The organism is Antiquaquibacter soli (assembly GCF_030580675.1).
Classification (GTDB): domain Bacteria; phylum Actinomycetota; class Actinomycetes; order Actinomycetales; family Microbacteriaceae; genus Rhodoglobus; species Rhodoglobus soli.
This window is the reverse complement of sequence record NZ_JAUQUB010000001.1, coordinates 1,060,499-1,079,222: the sequence shown is the minus strand read 5'-3', so window position 1 is coordinate 1,079,222 and position 18,724 is coordinate 1,060,499. Positions and strand designations below refer to the sequence as shown.

The 18,724-nt window shown below is 69.7% G+C and carries 17 protein-coding genes; 5 read left to right on the top strand and 12 right to left on the bottom strand.

Going from position 1 to position 18,724, the window contains the following annotated elements; all coding sequences use genetic code 11:
• Positions 1-79 precede the first annotated feature (79 nt).
• A complete protein-coding gene (locus Q5716_RS05285; RefSeq protein ID WP_305002047.1) occupies positions 80-1,465 on the top strand; it encodes a maltokinase N-terminal cap-like domain-containing protein in 1,386 nt (461 codons plus the stop codon).
• Here the strand turns inward: Q5716_RS05285 and Q5716_RS05280 are convergent.
• Positions 1,462-3,579: a DEAD/DEAH box helicase gene (locus tag Q5716_RS05280; protein WP_305002046.1), complete on the bottom strand. Its 2,118-nt coding sequence runs from the start codon at positions 3,577-3,579 to the stop codon at positions 1,462-1,464. The genes Q5716_RS05285 and Q5716_RS05280 overlap by 4 nt on opposite strands.
• A 209-nt stretch (positions 3,580-3,788) precedes the next feature.
• On the opposite strand from Q5716_RS05280, the gene Q5716_RS05275 reads away from it, so the two are divergent.
• Positions 3,789-4,958 (top strand): hypothetical protein, encoded by a 1,170-nt coding sequence (locus Q5716_RS05275; RefSeq protein WP_305002045.1) that lies wholly within the window; start codon positions 3,789-3,791, stop codon positions 4,956-4,958.
• Here the strand turns inward: Q5716_RS05275 and Q5716_RS05270 are convergent.
• From Q5716_RS05270 to Q5716_RS05255, 4 genes are read right to left on the bottom strand one after another with little or no spacing between them, the layout of a single operon-like run.
• Entirely contained in the window at positions 4,905-5,429 is a 525-nt protein-coding gene (locus tag Q5716_RS05270) for a hypothetical protein (RefSeq protein ID WP_305002044.1), read from the bottom strand. The two genes, Q5716_RS05275 and Q5716_RS05270, sit on opposite strands and share 54 nt — an antisense overlap.
• A complete protein-coding gene (locus Q5716_RS05265) occupies positions 5,426-5,980 on the bottom strand; it encodes a hypothetical protein (RefSeq protein WP_305002043.1) in 555 nt (184 codons plus the stop codon). The genes Q5716_RS05270 and Q5716_RS05265 overlap by 4 nt, the downstream gene beginning before the upstream one ends.
• On the bottom strand, positions 5,977-6,570 hold the full coding sequence (locus Q5716_RS05260) for a DUF4352 domain-containing protein (protein ID WP_305002042.1): 594 nt from the start codon (positions 6,568-6,570) through the stop codon (positions 5,977-5,979). The genes Q5716_RS05265 and Q5716_RS05260 overlap by 4 nt, the downstream gene beginning before the upstream one ends.
• Positions 6,570-6,908: a DUF6804 family protein gene (locus tag Q5716_RS05255; protein WP_305002041.1), complete on the bottom strand. Its 339-nt coding sequence runs from the start codon at positions 6,906-6,908 to the stop codon at positions 6,570-6,572. Before Q5716_RS05255 ends, Q5716_RS05260 begins: the two co-directional genes overlap by 1 nt.
• A gap of 92 nt (positions 6,909-7,000) precedes the next feature.
• Here Q5716_RS05255 and Q5716_RS05250 point away from each other — a divergent pair, with 92 nt between their 5' ends.
• Both Q5716_RS05250 and Q5716_RS05245 read left to right on the top strand, forming a co-directional pair.
• The gene (locus tag Q5716_RS05250; RefSeq protein ID WP_305002040.1) at positions 7,001-7,642 is read left to right on the top strand and encodes a hypothetical protein; all 642 of its coding nucleotides are present in this window, start codon (positions 7,001-7,003) and stop codon (positions 7,640-7,642) included.
• Positions 7,642-8,652, top strand: coding sequence for a tocopherol cyclase family protein (locus Q5716_RS05245; protein ID WP_305002039.1), 1,011 nt, complete (start codon positions 7,642-7,644; stop codon positions 8,650-8,652). Before Q5716_RS05250 ends, Q5716_RS05245 begins: the two co-directional genes overlap by 1 nt.
• Here the strand turns inward: Q5716_RS05245 and Q5716_RS05240 are convergent, their stop codons facing one another.
• Positions 8,653-10,482, bottom strand: a complete 1,830-nt coding sequence (locus Q5716_RS05240) for a DUF2207 domain-containing protein (RefSeq protein WP_305002038.1) — start codon at positions 10,480-10,482, stop codon at positions 8,653-8,655. It abuts the gene before it with no gap.
• 45 nt (positions 10,483-10,527) lie between these two features.
• Between Q5716_RS05240 and Q5716_RS05235 the strand changes: the two genes are divergently transcribed.
• Positions 10,528-11,856: a M20/M25/M40 family metallo-hydrolase gene (locus tag Q5716_RS05235; protein WP_305002037.1), complete on the top strand. Its 1,329-nt coding sequence runs from the start codon at positions 10,528-10,530 to the stop codon at positions 11,854-11,856.
• Between the two features lie 181 nt (positions 11,857-12,037).
• On the opposite strand, the gene Q5716_RS05230 is transcribed toward Q5716_RS05235, so the two are convergent.
• From Q5716_RS05230 to Q5716_RS05205, 6 genes are all read right to left on the bottom strand, one after another.
• Entirely contained in the window at positions 12,038-12,847 is an 810-nt protein-coding gene (locus Q5716_RS05230; RefSeq protein WP_305002036.1) for a hypothetical protein, read from the bottom strand.
• 12 nt (positions 12,848-12,859) lie between these two features.
• Positions 12,860-14,293 (bottom strand): RHS repeat-associated core domain-containing protein, encoded by a 1,434-nt coding sequence (locus tag Q5716_RS05225; protein ID WP_305002035.1) that lies wholly within the window; start codon positions 14,291-14,293, stop codon positions 12,860-12,862.
• Between the two features lie 280 nt (positions 14,294-14,573).
• On the bottom strand, positions 14,574-15,446 hold the full coding sequence (locus tag Q5716_RS05220; protein WP_305002034.1) for a glycerophosphodiester phosphodiesterase: 873 nt from the start codon (positions 15,444-15,446) through the stop codon (positions 14,574-14,576).
• 100 nt (positions 15,447-15,546) lie between these two features.
• Positions 15,547-16,428 carry a ribokinase gene (locus Q5716_RS05215; RefSeq protein ID WP_305002033.1) on the bottom strand — a complete coding sequence of 294 codons (882 nt, stop codon included), beginning with the start codon at positions 16,426-16,428 and terminating at the stop codon, positions 15,547-15,549.
• The gene (locus Q5716_RS05210; RefSeq protein ID WP_305002032.1) at positions 16,428-17,285 is read right to left on the bottom strand and encodes an aldehyde dehydrogenase family protein; all 858 of its coding nucleotides are present in this window, start codon (positions 17,283-17,285) and stop codon (positions 16,428-16,430) included. The genes Q5716_RS05215 and Q5716_RS05210 overlap by 1 nt, the downstream gene beginning before the upstream one ends.
• Complete coding sequence (locus Q5716_RS05205) at positions 17,282-18,724, bottom strand: aldehyde dehydrogenase family protein (RefSeq protein WP_305002031.1); 1,443 nt, start codon at positions 18,722-18,724, stop codon at positions 17,282-17,284. The genes Q5716_RS05210 and Q5716_RS05205 overlap by 4 nt, the downstream gene beginning before the upstream one ends.

Sequence of the window (18,724 nt, the reverse complement as noted above, 5' to 3'; positions counted from 1 at the left end):
GCTGGGCGACGACTGTGCGTTGGCAGGGTGGCGCGCCAGCCCCTTGACCGGCGACGCCCGGACATGCCTAGTCTGAACAATGACAATCCCGCCGGCGGAGCCGGGATCCGGTGCAGACCTCTCGCTCGTGGGCGAGTGGATGGCGAGCCAGCGATGGTTCGCGAACAAGGGCGCCCGGCCGATGCTCGAGGAGATCGGGCGGTGGGAGCTCTCCGCTCCCGCCGGTGCGCGCTTCGTGACGCACCTGCTCCTCGACCACACCCCCGGCAAGCCCCTGCTCTACCAGGTGCCCCTCTCCTACCGCAGGGATCCCCTCCCCGGCGTCGAGCCGATCGGCAGGGTCGGCGACGACTGGGTCGTCGACGCTCCTCGCGACCCCGGGTACGTTGCCGCCCTTCTGAGGATGCTCGCGGCCGGCGCAGAAGTCGCGGGCGCCGACACGTGGGCGCGCGGCGGGCGCAACCCTGCCGCCGTCCCGTTCGACGCGGACTCCCCCGCGCTCACCAGCCGGGTGCTCTCGGGAGAGCAGTCCAACACGTCGATCGTCGCAGAGTGGACAGGCACCGGTGCCGTGCCCGTGATCTGCAAGATCTTCCGCGCCATCCACCACGGCGACAACCCCGACGTCGAGCTCCAGGGCGCCCTCGCGGCGGCCGGCTCTCCCGTCGTACCGCGGGCCGTGGGTCACGTCGTCGCCGAGTGGTCGGATCGCGGTCGGCCGAGCGGTCGGGCGCGCGGCCACCTCGCGTTCGCCCAGGAGTTCCTGCCCGGCGCGCACGACGCGTGGCGGGTGGCCATCGAGTCGGCGGCAGCGGGAGAGGACTTCTCCGCTCGCGCCCGGGCTCTCGGGGTCGCCACCGCGGGCGTCCACGCGACGCTCTCCGCGGCGCTCGATTCCCGACCCGCCGACCAGGCCGACATCGAGGACACGCTCGAGTCGATGGCCCGGCGCCTCGAAACCGCGATTGCCGAGATCCCCGCGCTCGCCCCGCACCGCTCCGCGCTCGAGGACGTCCTGCGCCTCGCCCGGTCGACCTCGTGGCCGGCACTGCAGCGCATCCACGGCGACCTGCACCTCGGGCAAGTGCTCGACGTGCCGGGCCGCGGCTGGGTGATGGTCGACTTCGAAGGCGAGCCGCTGCGGCCGATGGTCGAGCGCAACCGCCTCGACAACCCGCTCCGCGATGTCGCGGGGATGCTGCGCTCCTTCGACTACGTGGCCGGCTCTCTCGCCGTCACCGGGGGAATCGACGCGAGCGAGTGGGCGCGAGCCGCGCGGGCCGCCTTCGCCGAGGGCTACGGCGAGGCATCCGGCGACGACCTCGGCGAACGGCACGCGCTCGTCGACGCGTTCGAGGCCGACAAAGCGCTCTACGAGGCCGTCTACGAGGTGCGCAACCGGCCCGAGTGGCTGCCGATACCCGTGGCCGGGATCGAGCGGATCGCCGCACGCGTGCGGAACTAGTCCGCGAGAAGAGCCTCCCGCAGCAGACCGGACAGCGCCTCGAGCTGGATGTTCGACTCGGCGGCGATCTCCTCGTCCGAGCCGTCGAGGGCGCGGGCTGCGAGCCCCGCCTTGGAGCCGATGAGCTCGGCGATGCGCGCATCGATCGTGTGCGCGGCGATGATGCGCCACGCCGTCACCGGGAGCTCCTGGCCGATGCGGTGCACGCGGTCGATCGCCTGCGTCTGCTCCGCGTTCGTCCAGCTCAGCTCGGCGAGCACGACGTTCGACGCGGCCTGCAGGTTGAGCCCGACGCCGGCGGCGGTGAGGGAGGCGACGACGACCGCGACCTCGGGATCGGTCGTGAAGGCGTCGATCGCCTCCTGCCGGGCCTTCGGGCTCTGGTCGCCGCGGATCGAGACCGACTTCAGCCCCACCCGCTCGAAGTGCTCTTCCGCCGCATCCATGACGTCGATGTGCTTCGCGAAGAAGACGACCTTGCCGACCGAGCGCGCGAGCTGGGCGGTGTAGTCGGCGGCGAGGGTCGCCTTGGCCTGACCGATCTTGCGGACCATCGTGAAGACGTTCTCGCCGGTCTCCTGGCCCTTCGACTCCTCCAGTTCGGCGTGGGCGACGACGCGGATGAGCTCCTCGTCGGTCGCGTCCGGCTTGATCGCGCGCACGCGCGCGAAGCGGTCGAGAAGTCGCTTGGTGAGCGCGGCCTCGGCGGCGCGGATCGAGCGACCCAGCTCGTCGTCGAGCTCGACGGGGATGTCGGCGATGCGGCGGGCCGGGATGTCGGCCGCGACATCCACCTTCTTGCGGCGCACGATGCCCATGTCGATGACGGCGCGACGCGCCTCGGCGAAGAAGCCCAGGTCGGCGGGAGTGAGGCCCGTCTCCTCGAGCTTGGCCATGAGCGGCGCGAGCGGCTTCTTGTCGTCGATCCAGCCGAGGAACTGCCAGATCGCGCGGAAGTCCTCGATCGAGTTGATGAGCGGGGTTCCCGTGAGGGCGATGAAGAGCGCCTTCGGCGACGTGGCCCGGATGCTCCGCGAGAGCGCGAGAACGTGCTTGGAGCGCTCCGACTTGAGGTTCTTGATGAAGTGCGCCTCGTCGACGACCATGCCCTTGAAGCCGAACCGGCTGAGCCAGCCGACGTGCCGGTCGAGGATCTCGTAGTTGACGATGACGACGTCGCTGAACGCGTCGACGTCGTCGCCGTCGCCGTGCACGACCGTCGCCGTGCGACCCGGCGTCCAGCGCTCCACCTCGCGCGCCCAGTTCGTCTTGACGACGTTCGGCACGACGACGAGCAGCGGGAACGAGTTCGACGCGTCGGCCGCGAGGAGCGCCTGGGCGGTCTTGCCGAGCCCCGGCTCGTCGGCAAGCAGGAACGTTCGGTGGCCGCGGCGCACGCGCTCCACGAATCGCGCCTGGTGGCGCATGAGCTCGAGGTCGCCGTGGGTGGTGAGCGACGTCGCCTCGGGCAGCTCCATGCTCGCCGCGCCGCCGCCGGCGCCGTACTCGAACGACCGGAACAGCGGCTCGATGAGCTCCCAGTTCGCGAGGCGGCTCGTGGGTGCGGGCGCCTGCGCCTGCACCGCGCTGAAGTCGGGGGCGAGGAACGGGTTGGACATCTGCATCTGGCGCACCGACTGCGGCACGACCTGCTTCTCGACCTGCTTGTCGACGGGCTTCGGCTCGGTCGTGATGATGAGCTCGTCGGGGCTGAGCTCGACGCCCGCGGCAAGGAGCAGGTCGCGGCGCAGCGCCTTCGCGGCGGCCGTGACGGGAGCATCCTCGCTCAGCATCGCGATGAGGCTCGTGTCGCGAGCGGCGGTCTTCGCGAGGATGCCCGCGAGACCGTCGAGGCGCTTCTGCTCGTTCGCGCGCTCCGCGTCGGTCAGGCTCGAGTCGGCCTTCACCCGAGCGCGCTCCTCACGGAGCAGGAGTGCCGCAACCTGGAACCGGGCTCGGTTGGCGGGCTTCAGCGGGCCGCGCTGGACCGCGGTCTCGACCTCGCGCGCGGCGCGGGCGAGAACGGGGATGACGCCGACATCGTCGCCGGGGCGGGAACGACGGCGCTGGTTCGAGGACTGGCGCGACTGGCGCCGGGTCTGCTCAACAGCCAATGAGTATCTCCTTGTGCCGGGCGATGCTGCCACAGCACGGTGGTATGCGAGTTGCCAGACGGTAACGACCGGATGACGGCGCCGAACCCGTGAACCCAGACCCGATCGAGGAGCGACCGGTGGGCCGGTGACGGCGTTGCGCCCAGTGTACGCCCTCCGGGAGGGCCTTCGCATCTCACGCGCCCTAGGCTGTGGGTATGAACGGGGGGATGCTCGAAATCATCAAGGGCACGGTCCGGTTGTACGCCCGCCACCTCCCCGCCCTTCTCGCGTTCTTCCTCGCCGGCTGGATCGCCAACTACCTCCTCATCCGCTTCGCGGGCTTCGTCGCGAACATCGACCCGCTCTACGGCTACCTTGTTCTCCCGCTCGCCGTCCTGGTGCGCGTCGCGTCGTTCGTCGCCATGTTCCTCGTGCTGCGCCCGGGCAAGAACTTCGTCGAGGCGCTCAGCTCGAGCATCCTGCCGTTCCTCGTCGTCTTCGCGACCTGGGGCCTCATCAAGACCGACTGGGTCGCGTTCGCCAGTGCGCAGCTCGAGCAGCGCTCGCTCGACGGGACCGAGCCCCCGCTGTTCGTCACGGTGACCCCGATCACTGTGGGCGTCGTCGTCGTCGCATTCGTGCTGCGGCTGCTGCTCAAGCGGTCGAGCGAGAAGCTGCCGAAGTGGTTCGGCTTCATCGCCGCCTACCTCGAGGCGGTGTGGATCTTCCTCGCGATCGACCTCATCGGCCAGGTGACGGGGTGGGTGATGGAGTGGCTCGACGGCCGTCGTCTCGTGGCCTGGATCAACGACACGCTCGCGGCGATCGGCGACGCCGTCGCGCCGCTCAAGTTCCTGTGGGAGGGGGCGGGCTGGCTCCTCGGCCAGGCCGGAGTCGTGATCGGGCTCCCGCTCGCGTGGCTCACCCTCGCGGGCATCGTCTACGCGGTGACGCGACCCGAGGACTCGCCCACCCGCCTCGCCGCAGCCGCGGAGAAGCGGCTCAAGCGCTTTCCACCCTTCATCCGTGCTCGGCTTGCGGATGTCGGGGGCGACCTCGCGGGTCGCTGGCTCCCGATCTCCCAGGCGGCGCGGCTCATCTGGCGCTCCGGGCCTCTCACGGTGGCGCTCTTCGTGCTGTCGTACGCCGTGCTCTCGACCATCGCGACGTGGATCCAGTTCGGCGTCAACCGACTCATCGGGCCCCACGACTTGAGCTTCTGGATGGCGACCGACACGGGCATCCTGCTGGCCATCTCGCTGCTCGTCGAGCCGATCCGGATCGCCCTCATCGCCGCGACGTGGAGCTACTGCCTCACGCTGAGCCCCGCCGGCCGCGCCGAACTACAGCTCGAACAGGACAAGGTCCGGCAGAAGGTCCAACCGGGAGAAGCGTAGCTCCGGCGCCTCGGCCGCGTCGTCGGGCACGACGAAGAACACCTGCAGCCGGTACGGCCCCTCGGCGTCGGTGCTGCAGTACGACTCGGTACCGTCGGCGTTCGTGACATCCGCGTCGGCGAAGGTCGCCTCCGCCCAGCGACGCTCCCCGGAAGCATCCGTCAGCTCGACCGAGCACGACGGGGGCTCGGCGCCCGGCGTGACACCGATCGTCGCCGAGACCAGGGTGGTGCCCGGCCGCAGCCCTGCGGCCTGGCCGCGGTCGGTGTCCGCGTCGACGCGGTACGACTCGAGGAGTGAGAACTGCGAGCCGCCGTACTCGACGGTCTGACCGGCGACAGCGCGGATGGGTCGGCCGTTCTGCTGCTCCACGTAATCGAACCACCCCGCGCTGAGGGCGACGACGAGTGCCGCGGGCGCAAGGACGACGAGCGCGAGCAGCGCCCACCGATTCGACTTCAGCCAGCTCACGGGTCCACCCTCCCCGCCGCGAGCGCCGTGACGCTCGGGGCGACCTCGAGGCTCGAGAGATCGACCGTGAGCTCGATGACGCTGTCGAGCCGGGGCGTGCCCGATCCCGCGAGACGCACGTGCGCGGTGCCGCCCGCGAGCTCCGGCGGGATCTCGAAGACGACCGTGCCGGCAGTAGGAAGCCCCGCGGCGAGCGTCCACGACTCGATGCCGTCGGTGTCGAGTCGCTCCGAGCCGAGATACTCCTTGCCGTCGATCTCGAGCGTGCTCTGCAGCCCGGTGGGCGACACGACCGACTCGGCGACCACGTCGACGGCGACCCAGACGCCCTCGGTCGTGTACATCGCGCCCGTGGAGTCGAGCTCCAGGACCTCGCCCATCCTGACGTCGCCGAACGTCGCCACGACGTTGCGCCCCGCACCCTCCTCGCCCGGGTCAACGGCCACGACGATCGGTCCCTGGGCGAGCTGCTCCCCCGGCTCGAGCAGCACGACGGCGCCCGCGGCGACGAGGATGCCCGCCGCCGCGAGCCACGCGAGGGGCCGAGTCATCCCTGCACCTCCACGTCGACGAAGGCCGTCGGCTTCGGGTCGGACCAGTACGAGCCGTAGGTCACGTCGCCGTCCTCGGTGAACGACTTGGCGGTGACCGTGACCCGCACGGTGTCCCCGGGCGCGACCTCGTCCTCGGGAACCTGGAATACCCACACCACACCGATCGGGAGCCCCGGGTTGGCCTGCGGGAGGCTGCTTCCGTCCACAACCCGGGCGAGGCGATCGGTCGTCGGCTTCTCGGTGCCGTCGAGGCGCAGGGCCTCATCGAGTCCGATCGCCGTCGTCGTGTAGTTGTTCGTGACGGTCGCCTCGACGAGCAGGTAGATCATCCCCTCGTCCGGCTCGAACGAATAGTCGGGAGCCACCATCGAGAGCTCGGCGGAGTGCACAGCGATCGTGAGCTCGTCGCGCACGATCGGCTCGTCGACGGCGACGACGGGCGGCTGCTTCGATGACAGGTCAGCCTCGTCGAGCCCGCCGAAGAGAGCGGAGATGCCGAGAACTGCCCCGGCACCCACCACGATCCATGCGCTCGTCGGAACTGCGGCGAGCCACCGCGCGATCCGTCCCCTCGGTGCGTCGGCCACTAGTTCTCCGCGGTGACGGCCTTGATCAGGATGCCCGCCGCGATGAACACGAGCGCGGCGCCGTACTGCAGGCCGAGCCACACGTCGGGCAGGCCGAGCTCGATCGGGAACACCGGGTTCCAGAGGATCGCGATCGGCACGAGCGGCACGAGCCACCACCAGTGCTTCGCCTGCCACGCGAACACCGCCACGATGAGCGCGAAGATGCTCACGATGTAGCGAATGACGGTGAACCCACCGCCGTCGATGAGGGCCACCCCGACCAGGAGGGCGACGGCCGCGAGCAGGGCCGGGATGAGCGCCGTGCGGCGGGCGGGAGAGGGGTACGAGGCGCTCATCGCCCTCAGCCTATCCAAACCCTCGCGGAGCGCGGGGCCAGCCGCTACGCTAAGCGCGACTCCCGTCCGCCGCACGCCTGAAGGGGTACACCATGGGACTGTTCGACGACATCGCCCAGGGCTTCCGGAACCTCACCGGGGGCGTCGACCAAGAGCTCCTCGCAACCGGCATCCTCGCTCGCGGGGAAATCGTGTCGATGACTCTCTCCGGCACCACGGTGAGCATCATGAACGCCCCGGTGGAGCGCAGCTGCACGTTCGTCGTGAACGTCATCCGCGACGGCCAGCAGCCGTACCAGGCGACCATCACCCAGCGGGTTCAGGAGATCGTCATCCCGCAGCTGCAGCAGCCGGGGGTCGTGCTCGCCCTGCGCGTCGACCCCGCCGACCCGTCGCGCGTCGCGATCGACTTCGGGAGCCAGCCGCCCGAGGTCAACCTCCCGGAGAACACCGGCCCCGGCAGCGCCGCTGACATCCTCGCCAACGGCAAGCCCATCACGGTCGTGCTCGTCGCCAACCAGCCGATCGGGGTCAACAACCACAAGGGCGACCCGGTGCACGCGCTCACGCTCACCGTCGCGACGGGAGTGCCCGAGCCGTACCAGATCCAGGTCGGCAATGCCGTACCGGCCTCCGCGCTGCCGCTGGTGTACCCGGGGTCGAAGCTGCACGCGAAGCTCGGCGCGGGCCCGAACGACGTCGTGGTGGACTGGGCGGCTGGCGCCGCCAGTTGATGGCGGCTCCGCGCGGCCCGCTCGCCTGGGTGCGGGGAGTCCGGCATCCTGAGGCGTTCCACGGGATCGGCGTCGACCGCGGGTTCTTCGAGGGCTGGTACGTCAAGCTCGTCTCCGAGGACCGCGCGCAGCGCTGGGCCGTGATCCCGGGAGTGTTCCGCGGCCTCGCGAACGACGCCGAGCGGGACGAGGCGTTCGTGCAAGTGCTCGACGGCCTCTCGGGACGCTCGTGGTACCACCGCTTCGAGGTGGCGGAGTTCGCGGCATCCGACTCGGCTTTCGATGTCGCGGTCGGCCCCAACCGCTTCGACTCCTCGGGCGTGACCCTCGACCTGCCGCAGCTGCGCGGGCGCCTCGAGTACTCGAGCCCGCTCGAGCCGTGGCCTGTGACGCTGCGCGAGCCCGGAATCATGGGATGGTACGGGCTCGTGCCGTTCCTCGAGTGCTTCCACGGCATCGTGTCGTTCGGGCACGGGCTGTCGGGGACCCTCGAGGTGGAGGGCTCGACGCGGAGCTTCCACGGCGGCCGCGGCTACATCGAGAAGGACTGGGGCAAGGCGTTCCCGGCGGGCTACGTGTGGCTCGCGAGCAACCATGTGGATGCGGATGCCGGGGCCTCCCTCATCGCTTCGGTGGCGATCATCCCGTGGCTCGGCCGGTCGTTCCGCGGCTACATCGTCGGGTTCCGCCACGGCGGCGTGCTGCATAAGTGGACGACCTACAACGGCTCACGCGAGGAACTGCTCGAGATCACGGACTCGCGCGTGACGTGGCGGCTCGACGGCCCGAGCGGCCGGCTCGAGCTCTCCGCGGAGCGCGTGCGCGGCGGACTGCTGCACGCGCCTCTGCGGACAGCCATGCACCAGCGGGTCGAGGAAACCCTCGACGCCCGAGTGTCGGTGCGGCACCTCTCGCCGACGGGAGAGGTTCTGCTCGACGGCACCGCGGACTGCGCAGGTCTCGAGGTCTTCGGCGACACCGAGCGGCTCCTCGGCATCGCGGCGCGCTGACTAGACGCCGCCCCCGCCGCCACCGCCACCGCCGCCGCCCGACGAGCCGCCGCCGCCGGACCCGCCGCTCGACGAGCTCGACGAGCTGCCCGAGTAGGACGTCGAGACGCTCGACGACATCGAGCTGATGCTCGAGGCGAAGACGGCAGCGTTGAACGCAGAACTGCCGGAGTACCAGTCGGGCGAGGCCTCCGTGTAGTAGCGGCCGAGCTCCTCGGCCCACTGCTTCTCGAGCGAGAAGAGCACCGCGTAGGGCAGGAGCTTCTCGTAGACGTCGAGCACCTGTCTCGGGTCACTCGTCGAGACGGCCTCTCGCTCGGCGGTCGTCGGCGACTGCAGCATCCGGAGACGGTCCGCCTCCGCGAGGCGGATGTAGAGCTCGAGGCCCTTGAGGTGGTCGCGCACCTCGGCGCCCTTCTCCGTGAGCGGCTGGCGCGCGACGAGTGCGAACACGGCGATGACGACGATGATCGCCGGGACGATGAACAGCATCGGGAGCGCGCCGCCGATCGCGGCATCCACGAGCGTGATACCGAGGATGAACGTCGCGATCGCCGACCCCAGCGCGAGGAGGATCGGCAGCACCGGCAGGCAGCCCTTGCCCCGGGCACGATACCCCTGCGCCTTCGTCGCGGCCGTCGCCGACTGGATGATCCCGCGCACGAACTGGCTGAGCGTCGAGTCGGTCTTGCCCATGAGGTACCCGGTGCCGGGCGCGAGCTGCCAGCCGAACAGTGCCTGCGCGAGCTGCAGCTGGCCGCCCTGGAGGCCGCTCGGGTCGACGAGCTGAAGCAGGTACTCGTTGCCGCGGGCGAACCAGCCCTGCGCGGGCTGCTCGATGATGCGGATGCGCCCGCGCACCGCCCAGTCCACGAGCTGCGCCGCCACCGCGCGGCGCGACTTGCCGATGAGGATCGACGACGTGATGATGTCCGGTTCCTTCGGCGGCGTGTACTCGGCGATGATCGTGGGCCGGCCACGGCCGTCCGCGAGCACGGTGACGCGCATGACGATCGCGATGACGAGCGAGGCCGCAAGGCCGACGAGCGCGGCGATCTGCAGCCACGCGAGGGGCGAGCCGAGGTAGCTGTCGTCGCGCGGCACGAACGTCTGCGGCTCGAACCCGATCGCGAACGTGAGGTTCTGGTAGGCCGCGACATCCGTCACCGACATCTCGAAGACGGTCTCGTCGCCCTCGACGGTGCTCGCGATCTCGCAGGGCTGGTCGGCGCCCTCGTAGCCGAAGTAGCACGCCGCGTTGCCGGTGAGCCGCTCGGCGAGCGCCGCCGGTACGTGCACTCGCGCGGTCACCGACCCGAAGGGCTGGTACCAGCCGGTGCCGTTGGTGTCCCAGTAGAACTCGTCGGAGTCGGTGTTCTCGAAGTACCGCGTGACGTTGTGCTGGGTGTACGTGAAGACGTAGGTCTGGCGGCCGTGGACGAAGCCGTCGGCGCGGCTCGTGGCCAGGACGAAGCCGTCGTCGTCGGTCTCCACCTCCATCGGGCGCGGGTTGCCGTTCTCATCGGTGATCGAGAGCACGGCGACGTCGGTCGGTGCTCCCTGGTAGTCGCCGGGGATGGCCCGGCGCATGCCGCGGTTCTGGTCGTACTCCGGGAACACCGCGACGAACGTCTCGACCGTCGTGAGGGTGCTGCGCCCCTCCGCATCGACGTCGAGGTAGTAGTCGGCGCTGAAGCTCTCGAAGACGAAGTCGTCGACGCCGGCGCGCACGATCGGCGACGCGGGCTCGGCAGCGACGGCGGTGGATGCCCCAAGCGCGGGCATCACGACGAGAGCAGCCGCGAGGATCACACGGGCGAGTCGGTTCACGGGAGCCACGGTATCGGATCGGGGGCGCGTGTATAGGCTCGAATCATGGCTGTCGACCGCGCGCTCGAGCGCTTCCAGGAGCTAGTCCGCATCCCGACCGTCTCCCGTCTCGAGACCGACGAGGTCGAGTGGGAGCACTTCGACCGCTTCCGCGAGACCGTCGAGCGGCTCTACCCCGCCCTGCACCGTGTACTCGAGCGCGAGCTCGTGGGCGGGCACACGCTGCTGTACCGCTGGAAGGGCCGGTACTCGACGGAGCCCGCGGTGCTCATGGCTCACTACGACGTCGTCGCCGCGACCGACGAGGGCTGGTCCCACCCGCCGTTCAGTGCGGACGTGACCGGCGCGGGCGACGCCCGCGAGATCTGGGGTCGCGGCACGATCGACGACAAGGGCTCGCTCGTCGCGATCCTCGAGGCGGTCGAGTCGCAGGTCGAGTCCGGATTCGAACCCGCCCACGACGTGTACCTCGTCTTCGGTCACGACGAAGAGACCCACGGCAGCGGCGCCGCCGCCGCCGCCGCCGTGCTCGAGGAGCGGGGCATCCGGCCGTCGCTGGTGCTGGACGAGGGCGGCGCCGTCGCGGACGACGCGTTCCCCGGGGTGAGCGAGCCGCTCGCCGTGATCGGCGTCGCCGAGAAGGGACCGACGCTCGTGCGCCTCGTCGTCGACCAGAAGGGCGGCCACGCGTCCACTCCCCCGCGGCTGAGCGCGACGGCGCGACTCGCGCGGGCGATCGTGCGGCTCAACTCGACTCCGTTCCCGGCGGGCTTCAACCCGGCGGTGCTCGAGATGCTCCGCACCCTCGCACCGCACGCGACGGGCACGGTCGGTCGCGCGCTGCGATCGCTCGCCGTGACGAAACCGCTACTGCTGCGGGTGTTCTCGAGGTCGGATGAGACGCGCGCGATGACCCAGACCACCCAGGCCGTGACGCAGCTGTCCGCCGGCCACGCCGCCAACGCCCTGCCGGAGCGCGCCGAGGCGATGGTCAACATCCGCGTCGCCGTCGGATCGAGCGTCGCCGAGGCAGTGAAGCACGTGCGCAAGGCGATCCGGGATGACGCGGTCGCGATCGAGATGGTGCAGGCCACCGAGCCCTCGCCGATCTCCCCCACGAGCGGCCAGGCGTGGGACACGATCGCGGCGACCGTCGCGACGTCGCACCCCGAGGCGATCGTCACCCCGTATGTGCAGACCGGCGCGACAGACAGCCGGTCGTTCACCGGCATCTCGAGCGGCGTCTACCGCTTCACGCCCTTCGTGCTGAGCCGCGCCGAGAGGGACACCCTGCACGCCAAGAACGAGCGGATGCGCGTGGCGAGCTGGGAGCGCGGCATCGGCTTCTACCGGGATCTGCTCGCGCGGCTATAGCCTCCGGCGCGACATCGTCGAATCACACAGCCGCGAGACCTGCTGTCACGCCCACATCGACGCGGAGGAACCCAGTTCTCTCGTCTCCGTGCTCGTCAGGCGAATACGCTCAGCCCAGGGCGTTCCCCAGTAGTCACAGTGCCCTCCGGCTGGACCGTTGAAGTGCGGTCTGCTATCTGCACTATTGCTCGCTGCGGCTGCTGCGGGCCTCCCTGAGCGACTCCGCGGTGGCAGGAATCGTAGAGAGAGCCTTGACGCGCGGCCACTCGGCTCGAAAGAAGCGGGCTGCACCCTCGAATCCTGTCTGGTCGACCTGAAGTCCTGACACAGTGGCCCACTCGAACGCCCCGAACTCTTCGCCCGCCGCAACGGGCGGACCGACGAGCAACTCCCAGCCCTCGGGCCCGATCCTCATTGAGACCCGCATGCCGTCTGCACGATAGAACCTGGTCGCAGGGTCTTCCCCAGCTTCCGGGGCCGGCGAGAATCCCCGTCGTGCCAGCCATTGCATGAACGAGGCGACCGCGGTCGGAACGGGCCCGTTCGCCAGCCTTCGTAAACCTTCTTCGGACAGCGAGTGGTGGGATACTGTCGCCCGGCGCCGTTCGATCTCGGCACGAATCGGTCCATATGTGGGTATGCGTTTCCACCACCAGCGATCGTCGCGGGCATCCCACTCGAGGAAATGCAACGAATCGATCGGCTCGGAGACGTTCTCGAACAAGTCGTCCGCCACACGGACGACAGCTGGCGCAGCATTGCCCTCCCACACCTGCTCGATGGCGGCCTCTAGACGATCTCGCACGAACAGCGCAGCGACGAAGTCGTCCGCGCCCCACCGAGCAGGATCGTCCTCATGCATGTCACGTTCGCGCGCCAAACGACTGACGTGTGCTGCCCAGGATTGCACGCGGGCTCCGAACGTGTCGGACGCGTCTCTTCCCACCTGACTACCCCATTGGGCCGCGCTCACTTCTACCGTTGTTGACATCAAGCCTCCCCGTCAGGGCGATCCAATCCAGTATGTGGTGCTTCGCCATGGTTGGGCCTCATTGATGATGACGCGGACATTGCCATAGTCGAACCGAACTCCTTGACTGCCTTCCACTGTGTACCTAGTGCCGTTCTCCAATGCATTTAGTGCATCCTCGAAGCTTGGACGACCCTCTCCGCCATGTCGAGTCGCAAGCTGCGCTAGCTCGTCTACCGAGTAGCGACCTGCCTCGCCCCCGACCTGGTCGAATCCGTCGTCGCTGTCCTCGTGGTCGGGGCCACCCAGCGCGGGCGGGATTACTGGTGGTGAGCCGCCGTTGCTTCCCCCGCCGGTCTGGGTCTGGGGCTTCGGCGCGGGGGGTGCGGCGATTTGTCGGTCCTCGGTGAGCTTGTCGATCTCTCGCAGGACTCGCTCGATGATGGCGATCAGGGCGAGAATCGCAGCCGTTGCGAGACCGATTGCAACGAGGGTTCGGAGTGCTGAGAGCAGCACGGCCAGGGCCCCGCCGGCTATCAGAGGTATCGCACCGACGTTGGTTCCGCACGGCCCAGCCAGAGCGCATGGCGGCGCGTGTCGTGCAGTCCCGCGCTCGACATAGTCGTCCGGGGAAGTCGCATCCGGTTTCGGCGGTGGGCCGCCCTTCGCCCGCGGTCCTGACGGACCCGTCGAGGCACCCTGCCGTGTCTCGAGCTGTACGCGGGAGGTCGCATACCCGTAGTAGTCCTGCAACGTCGCCGGGTTGCCCTCGGCGTAGGCGTAGCGGTTGAGGGTGCCCGGGGCATCCAGAGTTCCCCGGTAGGGGTCCGCCTGCAACCACGACGCCGACCACGGATCGTAGGCGCGAGCGAAATACTCACTCAACCCCGTGATGCTGTCGCCCAGCTCGCCGGTGAAACCAGCAGCGGAGTTGTAGCCGAGGGTCTGGAAGGTGGGGATGCCCCAATCCGAGTACGACACCACCTGCGACACCCGCGACCCCGACGCCTGGCCGATCGTGGAACCCAAACGGTCCGTCAAACCCCACCGGTCACCACCGGAGAGCAGCCCCTCGGCGGTTTGGATGGCCACCTCACCGGTGACGTCACGCACCAGGTTCGAGACACCCGTGAGGGCGGCATCCTGTTGCACCACCTCCAGGCCATCCCACACCTGCGTGCTCGTCTGCCCCAGCACCAGCAGCGACCTTGTTGTGGAGGTCAGGGCGCGGCCGAGACCGTCGTAGCCGGTCGTGACCGTGCGGCCGGCCTCGGAGATCTTCGACAGCTTGTCGTCGTCGGTGTAGGAGTAGGTCGTGGACGCCAGCCCGGTCTGCTCCTTGGTGCGGTTACCGTTCGCGTCGTAGGAGTACGACGTCGATACCGTGGAGCTTCCCAGCAGACCCGGACGCTTCTTGGCTTCCGAGGTCAGCTGGCCCGCCGCGTTGTAGGCGGCGGTGACGGTCAACGGGGTGCCTGTGTCGGGCGCCTTCGTCGTGCCGCGTCGAGGTCGCACGATAAGGGCCGCCCCGAGCACGCCGACGGCTCGGTCGCGGCGACTCGGACGGAGTTGTCGGCGACTGCCGCGCTCGCGCCGCCATTACCGAGTATCCCCGCCGCGAGTGCGACCCCCGCCGCGACCGCGCGCCACCAGGTACCCATGCCCACCCTCTCGTGAGCACCATCGGTACCCTCGTTAGGGGGGAGACAGGTCTGTCTGTTTTATGACGACAGCGAGCGAATGAGGGTCAGCCCGAGTGCCTCCAGCGGTCGAGCTCGCCCGGGGTGTCGGTGATGATGCCGTCGACGCCGAGCTCGATCGCCTCCATCCAGGCGTCCGAATCGTTGACCGTGTAGACCATCACGCCCAGCTCTGCCGCGTGGATCCGGTCGACGAGCTCGGGGCGGGCGAGCACGAACGCCTTGCTCACGATGATCGCGATCGCGCCGCACTCCGCCGCAAGGTCGGCAGGCTCTCCGTTGACCTCGCGCGAGATGATCGCACGCTGCACACCGGGGGCGACGAGCTGGGCGGCTCGCAGCGTCATGATGTCGAAGCTCGCGAACACGACCTGGTCGGCGACGCCGTACTCGGTGACGAGTCGCTGGACGATCTCGACGTCGTGGGGCGTCCACGACCCCTTCAGCTCGACGATCGCGTGCGTCGGCGAGGGGGCGAGGATCGCGAGGAACTCCTCGAAGAGCGGCACCCGCGTGCCCCGGTAGTCCGCGTCGTACCAGGAGCCCGCGTCCAGCCTGCTGATCTGCTCCCACGTCGCCGCCCACACCGGACCGGTGCCGTCGGTGGTGCGGTCGAGCGTCCAGTCGTGCATGAGGATGGGGACGCCGTCGGCGGTGAGCTGCACGTCTGTCTCCACGAACTCGGCACCGCTGTCGATCACTCCGGCGAGCGCCGGGAGGGTGTTCTCCGGCCCCGCATCCGAGTCGCCGCGGTGCCCGGCGACGAAGCCCATCTCCCCGGGCGAGCGCAGGCTCGAGAAGGGATTGGCCGCCGCGGTGCCCACGGTATCGGGGCTCAGCACGATGGCGAGCACGAGCGCGAGAGCCGCCGCCGCTGCAAGCAGGGAGGTGCGCGCATCGGGCTGTCGCGCTGTCGCCATTGACACGCTCTCTTCGAGTCTCGGGTGGCCCGCACCGTCGCGGGTCCTGACACTCTAGCGCGCTTCGTTACCTCGTCGTTACCTTTTTGTAGCCTTTTCGTTACTCGGCGAGTGCGGCATCGATGGCCGCCCGGTGCGGGATCGACGGCACCGCGCCGTGCTCCTGCACGGACAGGGATGCCGCCGTCACCGCGAATCGCACCGCGTCGCCGGCCTCGGCTCCCTCGGCGAGGGCGGCAGCGAAGGCGCCGCAGAACGTGTCGCCCGCGCCCGTGGCGTCCACCGCCGTCACCCGCGGAGCCGGCACGCGCACGACGTCGCCCCCGCGGCGATGCAGCTCCGCGCCCTCGGCGCCCAGAGTGACGACGACGGTGGGAACGAGTTCCGTGAGTTCCGCGGCACCGGAGCTCGAGCGCAAGTGCGCCGCCTCGTGCTCGTTGACGACGAGCACGTCGAGATTCGCGAGCAGGGCATCCGGGAGCTCCGCGATCGGAGCGGCGTTCAGCAGGGCGGTCGTGCCGCCCGCGCGCGCGGCGGCCGCGGCCTCCGCCACGGTCTCCAGCGGGATCTCGAGCTGCATCACGAGCACGGAGGCGGCGGCGATGACGGATCGGTCGGCCTCGTCGAGCGGCGCCAGCCGGCCGTTCGCCCCCGCCTCCACGATGATCGTGTTCTCGCCCCGCGGATCGACCGCGATGAGCGCGGTTCCGGTGGGACCGTCGAGGGTGCGCAGGCGCGACGAGTCGATGCCGTCCTCCGCGAGGCCCTCCGCGGTGAGCCGGCCGAATCCGTCGTCGCCGATCGCGGCGATGAAGGCGGTGGATGCCCCGGCCCGCGCCGCCGCGACCGCCTGGTTCTGCCCCTTGCCGCCGCGGGCGTTCGCGAACCCCGTCGAGAGCACCGTCTCCCCCGGCTCGGGGATGCGGTCGACGCGGAACACCTGGTCGACGTTCGCACTGCCGACCACGACGACCGCGGCCATCAGATGAGCGACTTCGTGTGCCAGACCGTCTTCGTCTCGGTGAACGCGACGATGCGGTCGAGGGATGGCGACGGGATGCCGACGACCGGGGGCAGCACTCGCTTGAGAGTGTCTGCCGCCGAGATCTGCAGGTCGACCCAGTCGAGCGCCTCGGCACCCGCGAGGTCGAGGGCGTTGACGTCGGCGTGACCGGCGAGCCACGGCGCGATCTCCTTCGGCGAGCCGGTCAGCACGTTGACGACTCCCCCGGGCACATCGCTCGTCGCGAGCACCTCGCTGAGCGTGATGGCGCTGAGCGGCGCGGACTCGCTCGCGATGACGACGACGGTGTTGCCGCTCACGATCACCGGTGCGAGAACGCTCACGAGGCCCAGCAGGGAACCGCCCGACTGAGGGGCGACCACTGCGACGACTCCCGTCGGCTCCGGGGTCGAGAGATTGAAGTAGGGGCCGCTCACGGGGTTGCCGTTGCCCGCCGCCTGCACGTACTTGTCCGCCCAGCCGGCGTACCAGACCCACGCGTCGATCGCCGTGTCGACCTGCTTCGTCGCGGAGGGTCGGGATGCTCCCTCCGTCGCCACCACCTCGTCGATGAACTGGTCGCGCCGCCCCTCGAGGAGCTCGGCGATCCGGTACAGCACCTGGCCGCGGTTGTACGCGGTCGCCCCGGACCAGCCAGCGAACGCGCCGCGGGCCGCGACGACGGCGTCGCGGGCATCCTTGCGACTCGCGAGGGCGGCGTTCGCGAGGAACGCGCCCTTCGTCGAGACGACCTCGTAGGTACGGCCGCTCTCGCTGCGCGGGAACTTTCCGCCGATGTAGAGCTTGTACGTCTTCGGAACTGCGAGCCGGCTCACCAGGATCCTCCCTCGAGGTACGCGGCGAGGCCGTGGCGGCCCCCCTCGCGGCCGTAGCCCGACTCCTTGTAGCCGCCGAAGGGCGACGCGGGGTCGAAGCGGTTGAACGTGTTGGCCCAGATGACGCCGGCGCGCAACTGGTCGGCGACCGCGAGGATCTTGGAGCCCTTGTCGCTCCAGATCCCGGCGGAGAGCCCGTACGGGGTGTTGTTGGCCTTGGCGATCGCCTCGGCGGGAGTGCGGAAGGTCAGCACGCTCAGCACCGGCCCGAAGATCTCCTCGCGCGCGATGCGGCTCGACGTCGAGACGTTCGTGAAGATCGTCGGGGCGAACCAGAACCCCTTCGCGGGGATCTCGCACGGGGCGCTCCACCGCTCGGCGCCCTCGGCCTCCCCGATGTCGCTGAGCTCGCGGATGCGCTCGAGCTGCTCCTTCGAGTTGATCGCGCCGATGTCGGTGTTCTTGTCGAGCGGATCCCCCAGTCGCAGCGTCGACATTCGCGTCTTCAAGCGGTCGATGACCTCGTCGTGGATGCTCTCCTGCACGAGGAGCCGGGAGCCCGCGCAGCACACGTGCCCCTGGTTGAAGAAGATGCCGTTGACGATCCCCTCGACCGCCTGGTCGATCGGCGCGTCGTCGAAGACGATGTTGGCCGCCTTGCCGCCGAGCTCGAGCGTGACCTTCTTGCCCGTGCCGGCGACCGACTTGGCGATCGCGCGACCCACGGCCGTCGACCCCGTGAAGGCGACCTTGTTGACGTCCGGGTGGTTCACGAGTGCCTCACCGGTGTCCCCGGCCCCCGTGATGATGTTGACCACGCCCGCGGGCAGGTCCGCCTGCTGGAGGATCTCCGCGAAAAGCAGAGCGGTCAGCGGGGTCGTCTCGGCGGGCTTGAGCACGACCGTGTTGCCCGCCGCGAGCGCCGGGGCGATCTTCCACGCGAGCATGAGCAGCGGGAAGTTCCACGGGATGACCTGCGCCGCCACTCCGAGGGCCCGCGGATTCGGGCCGAGGCCGGCGTAGTCGAGCTTGTCGGCCCACCCCGCGTAGTAGAAGAACCACGCGGCGACGAGCGGGACATCGACATCCCGAGACTCCTTGATGGGCTTGCCGTTGTCGAGGCTCTCGGCGACCGCGAGCTCGCGAGCGCGCTCCTGGACGAGCCGGGCGATGCGGAAGAGGTACTTGCCGCGGTCGGCTCCCGAGAGCTTCGACCACGTGCGGTCGTAGGCCCGACGGGCGGCGGCAACGGCGGTGTCGACGTCCTTCGCGTTCGCATTCGCGATCTCCGCGATGCGCTCCTCCGTCGAGGGCGAGATCGTCAGGAACGGTGAGCCGTGGCCCTTGACGAACTGCCCGTCGATGAAGAGCCCGTAGCTCTTCTTCAGGTGCAGGATGCTCGTGGACTCGGGTGCCGGGGCGTAGTCGAGGAAGCTCAT